Annotated in this window: 8 protein-coding genes; 3 read left to right on the top strand and 5 right to left on the bottom strand. The window is 48.8% G+C overall.

The window, feature by feature from the left end; genetic code table 11:
- Window positions 1-92: 92 nt before the first annotated feature.
- The 3 genes from chrA to BLS23_RS12430 form a co-directional block, all read right to left on the bottom strand.
- Window positions 93-1,271, bottom strand: coding sequence for a chromate efflux transporter (gene chrA, locus BLS23_RS12440; RefSeq protein WP_089652876.1), 1,179 nt, complete (start codon window positions 1,269-1,271; stop codon window positions 93-95).
- Window positions 1,264-1,587: a PadR family transcriptional regulator gene (locus BLS23_RS12435; RefSeq protein WP_244157193.1), complete on the bottom strand. Its 324-nt coding sequence runs from the start codon at window positions 1,585-1,587 to the stop codon at window positions 1,264-1,266. Before BLS23_RS12435 ends, chrA begins: the two co-directional genes overlap by 8 nt.
- Window positions 1,588-1,693: 106 nt before the next feature.
- Window positions 1,694-2,671, bottom strand: coding sequence for an ABC transporter substrate-binding protein (locus tag BLS23_RS12430; protein ID WP_089652874.1), 978 nt, complete (start codon window positions 2,669-2,671; stop codon window positions 1,694-1,696).
- Between the two features lie 191 nt (window positions 2,672-2,862).
- On the opposite strand from BLS23_RS12430, the gene BLS23_RS12425 reads away from it, so the two are divergent.
- The 3 genes from BLS23_RS12425 to BLS23_RS12415 are packed head-to-tail and all read left to right on the top strand — an operon-like array spanning window position 2,863 to window position 5,819.
- On the top strand, window positions 2,863-3,822 hold the full coding sequence (locus BLS23_RS12425) for a FecCD family ABC transporter permease (RefSeq protein ID WP_089652941.1): 960 nt from the start codon (window positions 2,863-2,865) through the stop codon (window positions 3,820-3,822).
- The gene (locus BLS23_RS12420) at window positions 3,819-4,823 is read left to right on the top strand and encodes a FecCD family ABC transporter permease (protein WP_089652873.1); all 1,005 of its coding nucleotides are present in this window, start codon (window positions 3,819-3,821) and stop codon (window positions 4,821-4,823) included. Before BLS23_RS12425 ends, BLS23_RS12420 begins: the two co-directional genes overlap by 4 nt.
- Before the next feature lie 18 nt (window positions 4,824-4,841).
- Window positions 4,842-5,819 (top strand): NAD(P)/FAD-dependent oxidoreductase, encoded by a 978-nt coding sequence (locus BLS23_RS12415; protein ID WP_089652872.1) that lies wholly within the window; start codon window positions 4,842-4,844, stop codon window positions 5,817-5,819.
- A 251-nt stretch (window positions 5,820-6,070) separates the two neighbouring features.
- On the opposite strand, the gene metH is transcribed toward BLS23_RS12415, so the two are convergent.
- Both metH and BLS23_RS12405 read right to left on the bottom strand, forming a co-directional pair.
- On the bottom strand, window positions 6,071-9,526 hold the full coding sequence (gene metH, locus BLS23_RS12410) for a methionine synthase (RefSeq protein WP_089652871.1): 3,456 nt from the start codon (window positions 9,524-9,526) through the stop codon (window positions 6,071-6,073).
- Entirely contained in the window at window positions 9,507-11,366 is a 1,860-nt protein-coding gene (locus tag BLS23_RS12405) for a bifunctional homocysteine S-methyltransferase/methylenetetrahydrofolate reductase (protein WP_089652870.1), read from the bottom strand. The genes metH and BLS23_RS12405 overlap by 20 nt, the downstream gene beginning before the upstream one ends.
- Window positions 11,367-11,368 lie beyond the last annotated feature (2 nt).

The raw sequence follows: 11,368 nt of genomic DNA, 5'->3' as shown, positions 1-11,368 counted from the left end.
CGACTATTATAACGAACTTCCTGCATTTGAAGCGTAACTTTTACAAAAAAACAAAGAAACAGGCACAAAAGGGGACTTTTGCGCCTGTTTTCTTACAATAAATTCAAAATAGCGCCGGCACCGACACCAATCAATACGATCGCCCAGGCTGGGACTTTGAAGAAGTGTAAAAGAGCGAAAAGAATGGCAGCAAGTGCAAAGTCTGCTCCCTCCATAATCGAACTTTTCAGCACAGGGTCATAAAAAGCTGCAAGAAGAATGCCAACAACACTTGCGTTCACTCCTGTAAGGACACCCTGGAAGGCTGGACGCTTTCTCAATTCATTCAAAAATGGGAGAGCCGCCATTAAAAACAAGAAGGATGGCAGGAAGATGCCTGCAGTTGCTACAAGGGCGCCTCCAATGCCTTCAATCATCGTCCCAAGGTAACTAGAGAAGGTGAACAATGGACCCGGAACCGCCTGCGCCATTCCATAACCAGCAAGGAATTCATTCGCCGTCAGCCATCCAGTCGGCACCACTTCACGTTCAAGCATCGGCAAGACGACATGCCCGCCGCCAAATACGAGGGAACCGACACGGAAGAACGTATCGAAGAGTTGAATCAGCATGCTTTCGGTGTTTCTTGCAAGAATCGGTAAAAAGGCAAGCAGGGCAACAAGTACGCCAAGAGATGCGACACCGACCTTTTTGGAAAACGTCACAGGGAATGGCTGGATCTTAGATTCAACCATGCTTGAGAACATTTTCCAACCGAATAATCCAGCAGCGAGAATGATCAATAGCTGCATCCAGGCAGATGGATATAGGAGTAAGATAAGGGCGGACACTAACGCTATGGCAATCCGCGGACGGTCAGGGGTCAGTTTTTTCCCAAGGCCAATCAAGGCGTGCAGAACGACAGCAGCTGCTACGACCTTCAAGCTGTGAATGAAGTTCGCATCTGCGAGGTCAAACGATTGGTATAACAGTGCAAAAAGAACGAGAACAATGATCGATGGTACTGTAAAACCGATCCATGAGATGATGCCGCCGAGCAATCCGCCACGAAGCATACCAATCGCAATTCCGACTTGACTGCTTGCAGGTCCGGGTAGAAATTGACAGAGGGCGATGATGTCCGCATACGTTTTGTCATCGAGCCATTTTCTTCTGTCGATGTACTCATCCTTAAAGTAAGCGAGGTGGGCAACTGGACCACCGAACGATGTTAATCCAAGCTTCGTTGATGCTTTGAAAATTTCCAAGAGAGAACCTTTTGGCTTACTCATTATCGATATTCCTCCAATCTTTTCCTAAAATTTCTTCCGCCAGTTCACGGACTTGTTCTCTTCCTTCAGCAAGCACTTGCCTGCCTTTATCCGTAATGACGTAATATTTTCTGATCTTTCCTTCCACTTTTTCTTCGTATTTCTCAAGCAATTCGTCTTTGTGGAGCTGTTTCAGTGTAGGATAAAGGGTCCCTGGACTGATGTCATAGCCGTGGGAAGCCAGCTCTTCCATGAGGAACGCTCCATAGATTGGTTCAATGCTTGCGTGATAGAGAATGTGGATTTTAATCGATCCTAAGAAAAAGTCTCTCAGCACGGGAAGCACCTCCTTTATCGAATTTCGATATCAATATACGATATTGTAGAAAGAAAAACAATAAAAAACGCGCAAACTTTACGAAGTTTGCGCGAATCTTTACGTTCTATTTACTTAACGTGTCTACCATTTGATCGATACTCATTTCATGGGCGATGACACCGTCAATCGTCCAGTGACTCGGGTCGTTCACCTCGTACACCTGGCCGTTTTGAGCAGCAGGAGTGTTCTGCCATACGGAGCTGTTTTCAAGGATTTCGAATCCCGGCTCGCCTTCGTTTCCGATGAGGAATACGTGATCAGCATCCAATTCCCCAAGTTTTTCAAGGGCAACAGGGTTCCATTGTTCGCCTTCTTCCGGAAGACTTTGCAGGAATTCCGGTTTAGCAATTCCCATCTCATTGTAGAAAATGTCTGCGCCATAACGGTTTTCATCAAACACATAGAACTGCTCGCCCATCGTCCAGACGAACGCGACGGATTCATCGCCGATGTTTTCTTTGATTGTCGCAGATGCTTCTTCTACTTTTTGGTTAAAATCAGACAGCACTTGTTCCGCTTTGTCCTGTTTGTTCAGGATTTCGCCCATCGTTGTCAGCTGTTTCCGCCAATCGGCACCTGTTTCTTCATCAAAGACATACGTTTTGGCGATGCTGGAATAGTCTTCATAGCTTCCGTTTTGCAAAGCGGTAGGAGCACTGAAGATAATGAGGTCAGGGTTTTGTTCAATGGCTTGTTCAATTGGCAGATCCCAGCCAATTTTCGGTACGCCTTCAAGCTGTGGCTGCAAATAATTCAGGACCGTCTCACCAATGGACCACTGAGCAACAGGCTTTTCACCTAAAGCCACGAGTGAATCTTCTAGATAAGGAGCAAGAATGCGCTCAGGCTTTTCTTTTAGTGTAATCTCACCCATCGCATGTGTAAGTTTACGTTCGCTTGTTTCCTCGCTGTTTTCTTCGCTCGTGGCTTCATCAGACTCGCCATTTGCGGATGATGTATCTTCACCGTCACTGCTGCACCCTGTCGCTAATAGGACGAGAAGCAGTAAACCGGTTATGTAAAGGGTTACTTTTTTCGACATTTGTTTGTTCCTCCTAAGAAATATGTGATAAGATAATGATAATCATTATCATTGAATGTGTCAATTCATTATAGTAGATACATAGGTAGAGAGGGTCGCTGGCAGTGGAAGAACGAACGAGAGAAGCAAACAAAGAGTTGAATGAAGTAACGAGAAAAGTACGGCGTGCGGCCGTTCTTTTTACAGGCGGCATGATCTTATTAGCTGTCGCGATGGCCTTATCGATTTCTGTCGGGGTAACTGAAATCTCCATCTACACGGTTTGGAATTCGCTTGTCGCTTTTTCCCCAGAGTCTACGAACCATGCCGTCATTCGTGAGCTACGCATGCCACGGGCTTTAGCGGGTGCCCTTGTCGGTGCGTTTTTAGCTGTTTCCGGTGCGGTCATGCAGGGGCTGACGAGAAACCCTCTTGCTTCCCCGTCCATTATGGGGGTTACGCATGGGGCGGCGTTTGCCTTAATTTTGACGATCGTCTTTTTCCCTGCCGTCAGTAACATCGGAATGACAGCAGCTGCTTTTATTGGGGCAGGACTCGGGGTGATCCTCGTTTTTGCGGTAGGGTCCTTTTCTAAAGGTGGTCTCACACCGGCAAAGTTAGCTCTTGCTGGTGTCGCCATTGGCGGCATGCTGAGTTCACTGTCCTCGGCCATTTCTTTACACTTTCAGGTGGCAAAACAAATGAGCTTCTGGTATGCCGGTGGACTAGCTGCAACGGACTGGATATCTGTGCAGATCTTGCTCGTTGCGGGAGCGATTGGATTGACCCTGGCTGCTTTGATTTCTAAATCCGTCACGATTCTGAGTCTCGGTGATGAGGTTTCCAAAGGCCTTGGTCAAAACACATTCCTTGTTAAAGCCCTCGGCGTCATCGTTGTTTTCGTTTTAACTGGAGCGGCTGTTTCTGTAGCGGGAACGGTTGGATTTATCGGCCTTGTTATCCCTCACGTGTCGCGTTTTTTCGTAGGGTCCGATTACCGGCTGATCATCCCCGTCTCTGCGGTGCTCGGCAGTTTGCTGCTTGTGCTGTCAGATATAGGAGCGAGGCTCGTCAACGCTCCTTACGAAACACCGGTCGGAGCGATTACGGCTTGCATTGGTGTCCCATTCTTTCTTTACCTTGCTCGTGGTGAAGGGAGGGGGGCCTTATGAAAAAGACACGTTTTTCTTTCGTGATGGCTGTGCTGTTTCTTTTCCTAAGCTTCATGGTCCTCATCAGTTTGAATATGGGTGTCGTTAAAATTGCTCCTCTGGATGTTCTGAAAACATTCATCGGACAAGGGACCGACCGCCAGGAATTGGTGCTTTTCAATTTCAGGCTTCCATCCATGGTCCTTGCCTTATTTGTAGGCGCAGGCCTTGCCGTGTCTGGAGCGATTCTTCAAGGAGTGACGCAAAACGACCTTGCCGACCCGGGCATTCTCGGAATTAATACAGGTGCAGGATTTGCTGTCATTTTATATATTTTCTTTTTCCAACAGTCGATGTCGATGGTGACCGGTTTCGGCATTTACATTTTGCCATTGTTTGCCCTCATCGGTGCGTTCATTGCGGCTTTTCTTGTGTATGCGCTGGCTTGGAAAAAAGGAGTCAACCCAATTCGCCTCATCCTTGTCGGAATCGGTGTGAATGCTGGTTTCAGCGCCATACTTATCATTTTTCAAGTGAAAATGAACCCACAGGATTTCAATCAGGCGCTCGTCTGGTTAGCAGGGGATTTGTGGATGGGCAATTGGAATCTTGTGTTTGTCATTGTGCCGCCCATCCTCTTGATGATCGGTTGGACAATCTATAAATCTCGAACGCTGAACGTCATGAATTTAGGAGATGCGATGTCGATGGGACTCGGCATTCCAGTGGAAAAAGCGCGTCGGACGTTTTTACTGCTTGCTGTCGGTCTTGCTGGTTTATCTGTGGCTGCAGGGGGAGGAATCGCTTTTCTTGGCCTTGTTGCCCCGCATATCGCCCGCAGAATTGTCGGGCCCGGACATCAACGGATGATTCCCGCCGCTGCACTGATCGGAGCCATATTTTTAGTCGTAGCGGATACGATTGGAAAAAATATCATCGCTCCTGCAGAGATTCCTGTGGGGATCGTCGTGTCGATTGTCAGTACCCCGTATTTTGTCTATTTGCTTATGAAAACCCAATAGAAAAAGGAGTTCACGTCCATGGAAGAGTTGTACGATATAACAGTAATTGGTGGAGGTACGACAGGTTTATATGCTGCTTTTTATAGTGGAATGAGAGATTTTAAGACAAAAGTGATCGAGTACCAGCCACAGGTCGGGGGCAAGGTTTCCTTTTTCTATCCGGAAAAGAAAATCTATGACGTTGGCGGATTCCCGGGCATTACGGGTGAAGACCTGGTCACGAATGTCAAAGAACAGGCGGAGATGGTCGATCCTGATTTTGTGACGGGTGTGAAAGTGACATCTTTTGAAGAAAAGGAAGATGGAACCATATTGTTGGAAACAGATGATGGTCAAACGCATCATACGAAGACGGTGATTGTAGCTTCTGGCCTCGGCACGTTCGACATGCAGCCGCTTGATGTGAAAGGCAGCGAGCATTATGACGGAAAGCAGATTCACTACACCATCCAAAACCTTGAACAGTATCGCGGGCAGAACGTTGCGGTCGTTTCGCAAAACCGTGTCGGCATTGACTGGTCGCTCGCTCTTGAAGGGGTTGCAGACGAGGTCCACCTTTTGAATCGTGGCGATGAATTCAAAGCGGTGTATGAACAGGACGTCGAGAAGGTGGAGGCCTCTTCCGTTCACATCCATAAAAATAAGAAGATTGAAGAGCTGCGAGGCGGAGAAGAGTTGAAAGAAGCGCTTCTTCAAGACGGATCAGTGCTCGAGGTCGATCATATCCTCGTGTATGAAGGCTTGCAGATTGATAAGAGCTTATATGACGAATGGGGACTGGAAACGGACAAAGGAAGAATCCCTGTTTCGACAGATATGTGTGCGAGCATGGAAGGGGTTTTTGTTGCTGGTGACGCCGCTGTATATCCAGCGAAAACGATGCTTATTGCTTCTGGGTTCAATGAAGCGATGGCAGCGGTGAACAGTGCCGCCAAGCATCTGGATCCGAAAGCGAAATCACAAGTGTACAGCACCGTCATTTATAAGCATAAATAAGAAAAACGCCGAACGCAGCTGATGCTGTCGTTGGGCGTTTTTCTATAGATGGGGGCGGCGAAATGTTCAGATGCTAATAAAATGCGCGAAGTCGCTAGTAAGTTTCCAAGGGGATACTGATAAAAGCATCCAACCCGCCGATAAATGACTAAAAGCCACCGATAAAAGCAGCCAACCCACTGATAAATGACCAAAACCCATTGATAAATGCTCATAAGTCACTGATAACCCTAGAGCCCCACGCTGAACCCTCACATTACATTAAAATAACGCGCTTCCGGATGAGCGAAAACCATCGCTGTAACCGACGCTTCCGGCTCCATCATGCATTCTTCCGTCAGCTCGATACCGATTTCTTCCGGACGGATGAGCTGGAACAATTTCTTCTGATCCTCAAGCTCAGGGCAGGCCGGGTAACCGAAGGAGTAGCGCTGGCCTTGATACTTAGCAGAAAAGCGTTCCTGCATCGTGAAGTCCGTCGGGTCAGGGAAGCCCCATTTGTCGCGGATCTTCTGGTGGACCTGTTCGGCGAGACCTTCCGCTGTCTCGAGAGCAAGGGCCTGCAGCGCATGGCTTTCTAAGTATTGTCCCTGCTCCTTCAGTTCCACCGCCCGTTTCCGGATGCCTTTTCCGGCTGTAACCGCAAAGAACCCGACATAATCCATTTCGCCACTTTCGACAGAACGCAAGTAGTCCGCAAGACATAGAAACGGCTCTTTGTTTTGGCGGGGGAAGGTGAACCGCTCAACTACTGTCTGATGATCTCGTGGATCATAAATGAGCACATCATCGCCGTCGGACTGGGCAGGGAAGAAACGGTACATGGCGGAAGGCTGAATCCATCCTTCCATTTTCGCGTGTGTGAGCAAGCCATCCACGACGTTTTTTAGGTGAACCGCTTTCTCGTTTCCTTCCGCGAGCAGTTTATCGAATTTTCCTTTCAAACCGAGGTGGTGCCCGATCAGCATCTGCATATTGATATACGGTTCTATATGGGCGACCGGGTGATTCCGGATGATGTGCTTATCGAAATCATGCGGTTTGAATACGGGCACCATTGTGGACACCGTAGATTTCGGTTTCACAGCCACCGCCGTCCCGCCACGGTCCCTGGGAGCGGCGCTCGCCGCACGGGTAAGGGCAGCTGCTTTCTTTTCTTCCTGTTCTTGTAAAAATTGACCCCGCTGCTCATCGTTGCTGAGCTGGTTGGAAATCGAAAGGCCATCCATCGCATCTTTCGCATACAGGACAGGGCCATCATACTCTGGTGAGATCTTCGTATGAGTAAACTTCCGTGACAACGCAGCTCCACCGACGAGGATCGGCAGCGAAATGTCCTGCTGTTTCAAGTCCTGGGCGGTCAGCACCATCTGTTGGGCGGATTTTACGAGCAATCCGGATAGTCCAACAATTGTCGGCTGTTCTTTTTTAATCTGCTGGATCAGTTCAGCAGGCGTCACTTTGATGCCCAAGTCGACGACTTCAAAGCCGTTGTTGCTTAAAATGATCTCCACGAGGTTTTTGCCTATGTCGTGAACATCGCCTTTTACAGTAGCGAGTAGGACTTTCCCTTTTTTGTTCGAGGAATCGTCTGCTTCCATATGAGGTTCCAAGTAAGCGACGGATGCCTTCATGACCTCCGCGCTCTGTAAAACTTCTGCTACGATCAGCTGGTTGTCGTTGAAAAGGCGGCCGACTTCGGCCATGCCGTCCATCAAGGGCCCGTTAATGATGGCGAGTGGAGCATCGTATTCTGACAGTGCCTGCTCCAAGTCAGGCAGCAAGCCTTCTTTCGTTCCTTCTACCACGTAATGAGCGAGGCGCTCAGCGAGAGTCATCGTCGATGTCGGCACTTTGGTTTCTTTTTTCTTACCCCTGTAAAAAGCAGTGAAAGAAGCGAGTGTTTTATCATCCGTTTTGAAAAGCAGCTCATCCGCCAAGTCGATTTCTTCCTGATCGATGGAGGCATAGCGCTCAAGCTTTTCGGTGTTGACGATAGCGTAGTCGAGCCCCGCTTTTGTGCAATGGTACAAATAAACCGCGTTCAACACTTCGCGGCCGACCGGCGGGAGGCCGAAAGAAACATTGCTGACTCCAAGCACCGTTTGGCAGAGCGGCAGGTGCTCCTTGATGAGCCGGATTCCATCAATGGTAGCTTCTGCTGAACCGATGTATTGCTCATCACCCGTGCCGACAGGGAAGACGAGCGGGTCGAAAATAATATCCTGTGAGTTGATGTTGTACTCTTTTACGAGAATATCGTGAGACCGCTTGGCGATTTCAAGTTTTCTTTCCGCCGTTACGGCCATCCCTTCTTCATCGATTGTTCCGACGACAAGAGCGGCTCCATATTGTTTGGCAAGAGGTAGAACTTCTTTAAAGCGTTCTTCGCCGTCTTCTAAATTGATGGAGTTGATGATGACTTTTCCTTGAGAGTAGGTGAGTGCTTTTTCAATGACATCCACGTCGGTCGAGTCGATGACGAGTGGTACTTTGACTTTGTTGACGACCTGCTTCATAAAAGCTTCCATGTCTTCAATCTCATCCCGGTCCGGGTCGGCGAGGCAGATGTCGATGACCTGCGCTCCTTTTTTTACTTGGGCACGCGCGATTTCAGAAGCTTCTTCAAAGCTGCCTTCTGCAATCAAGCGCTTGAATTTCCGTGAACCGATGACATTCGTACGCTCCCCGACGAGAATCGGGCGATCGCCGGGGTCATCGTAAATCAATGGTTCGATACCGGAAACGGCGTGGGCATGGCCGGAAGGTGCTTCTCTCGGCTTGAAACCTTCTACCGCTTCTGCAATGGCACGGATATGATCCGGTGTTGTACCACAGCAGCCACCGACGACATTCAGCCAGCCTTTTTCAGCAAAACCAGCTACTTTGGCAGCCAGTGATTCTGGTGTTTCGTGATAATTACCTTCTTCATCTGGAAGGCCTGCGTTTGGGTAACAGCTGACAGCGGATGTCGCGAGATCAGATAACGAACGTAAGTGATCACGCATGAACTCAGGTCCTGTCGCACAATTGAGGCCGACAACGATTGGTTTCATATGTTCAAGCGAAAGATAAAAAGCTTCGATGCTTTGACCGGCGAGTGTCGTCCCCATCGGTTCAATCGTACCGGAAACAATGAGGGGCAGATCTTTTCCCAGTTCTTCTTTGGCACGTGTAATACCGAGAAAAGCGGCTTTTACGTTGAGCATATCCTGGGATGTCTCTAATAAAAGGAGGTCGACACCGCCTTTGATGAGCCCTCGTGCTTGTTCTTCATAGGCATGAGCTAATGCTTCAAATGTCGTCCCGCCGGTTACAGAAAGAGTTTTCGTTGTCGGACCCATGGCACCAGCGACGAAGCGTGGGCGGTCCGATGTATGGAAGCGGGCAGCGGCTTTTTTAGCAATTTTTGCGGCTTCGATATTGATTTCTTCAGCCAGGTGTCCAAGATCATATTCGTCAAGGACGAGGTCGGTCGCCCCGAAGGTGTTCGTTTCAATAATGTCCGCACCTGCTTCAAGATAGCGGGAATGGATCCGGTCTAAGAGGTCAGGGTAGGTCAGATTCAAGTATTCGTTACAGCCGTCGTATTCTTCTCCACCGAAATCGTCGGGGGAGAGGTCGGCTTCCTGCAGCATCGTCCCCATGGCGCCATCGAGAATGAGAATGCGTTGGTTGAGCTGTTCGTTAAACAATGTGGATGCCATTGGAAATCTTCCTTTCTCGTTCTGCCGTTTGCTGTTTAATATAGTTCGTTAATTCAACGGTCATTTCATAGCGTAAAAATGGTGTGATTAAGTAGATGCCGTTGAACAGGTCGAGGGCTGTATCAATGAGAGATTTCGAGATGCTGAGACCTTCTGCCTGTGCTTGTTCTTTGTCTGAACCGGCAAGCTCCATTTTTTCAAGAACCTCAGGAGCAAGCGTGATTCCAGGTACTTCGTTGTGTAAAAATTCAGCGTTCCGCGCGCTTGTCAGCGGCATGATTCCGATATAAATTGGTGCATCGATATGTTTGGTCGCTTCATAGACTTCGATGATCTGCTCTTCATTGAACACGGGCTGACTGATGAAGTAGTCGGCTCCGTATTTCATTTTCTTTTCCAGTCGTCCAACCGCGCGGTTCAAGTTGCGTACATTCGGGTTGAATGCAGCGGCTACTGAGAAGGAGGTGCTTTCTCCTAAATTCTTTCCGGAAAACGAAATTCCCTTGTTCATTTGCTTGATGTAATGGATTAAATCAAAAGAGTTCAAGTCATACACCGATGTGGCACCAGGGAAATCCCCGATTTTCGTCGGATCGCCTGTTACGGCAAGCAGCTGACGGATGCCGAGGGCGTGAAGCCCCATTAGGTGGGATTGCAACCCTAGTAAGTTACGATCACGGCAAGCGATGTGAACGAGGGGGTCGACACCGTATTGTTGTTTGATGATCGAGGCCATCGCCGTGTTGCTGATTCTCGGGGAAGCAAGGGAATTATCTGCAAGGGTGACCGAATCCACACCTGCTTCGTGCAAGGCTTTGGCACCTTCTAAAAAGCGCTCCGTCTTCAGCTTTTTCGGCGGATCAAGTTCAACGATGATGGAACGCCCCTTTTTGGCTTTCTCGTGTAGATGGGGGCGATCATCTTTCGTCTCGGAAACACGCACTTCGGTTCTTGCTTTGATCGGGACGACTTTATCTTGAATCGGCTGCTTGCCTTTCACTCGAGCGGCAATCGCTTCTATGTGCTCAGGGGTAGTGCCGCAACAGCCACCGATCAGGCGTGCCCCTTGATCAAAGAGCGACTGGGCACTTTTTTGAAAATACGCCGGATCTGTCGGATAGACGAGTCTACCATCCTGGTAGGCTGGTAAACTGGCATTCGGATAAGCTGACAAGACCGCTTGTTCAGGAAGTGGAACGTCCTCTAATGATTGTATCGTGTGATAAGGTCCCAACCGGCAATTGACACCGACAACATCAGCTCCTAACCCCTCCAACTGTTTCAACGCGTCCGGAAGAGGGGTGCCGTCTTGCAATACGCCTGCCTCATGCATGGATACTTGAGCAATGATTGGCAGGTCTGTTTCTTTTCTCGCAATCTTCAAAACGGTCGTCAGCTCTTCTAAATCATAAAAGGTTTCAAGCAGGAGGCCGTCGACTTTTTCAAAAAGAAGACAGTACAATTGCTCCCTGAAGCTGCGTTTGATCTCTTCTGTTGATATCGCTTGTTTACGGGCTCCGCGGACGCCTCCGATTGTTCCGACGACATATTGATTCTCTCCCGCCGCTTGTTTGGCAAGCTTTACGGCAGCTGTATTGATTTCTTTCACCTGGTCCTGAAGGCCGTAGCGTTCCAGTTTTATATAATTCGCGCCATAGGTGTTCGTTTGAATGACATCGGCACCGGCGTTCACGTAAGCGCGGTGGACGTTCAATACCTCTTCGGAGTGGGAGAGGTTCAGTTCTTCAAAACATCGATCGATGCCATAGGAGTAGAGGAGGGTTCCCATAGCTCCGTCCCCGATCAGTGTCCGGTTTTGTAAAGCTTCGCGTAAATCCATCG

It is taken from the genome of Halobacillus aidingensis (genome assembly GCF_900104185.1).
Taxonomy (GTDB): domain Bacteria; phylum Bacillota; class Bacilli; order Bacillales; family Halobacillaceae; genus Halobacillus; species Halobacillus aidingensis.
The sequence above is the reverse complement of the archived record's forward strand: the minus strand, read 5'-3'. Positions and strand labels throughout refer to the sequence as shown.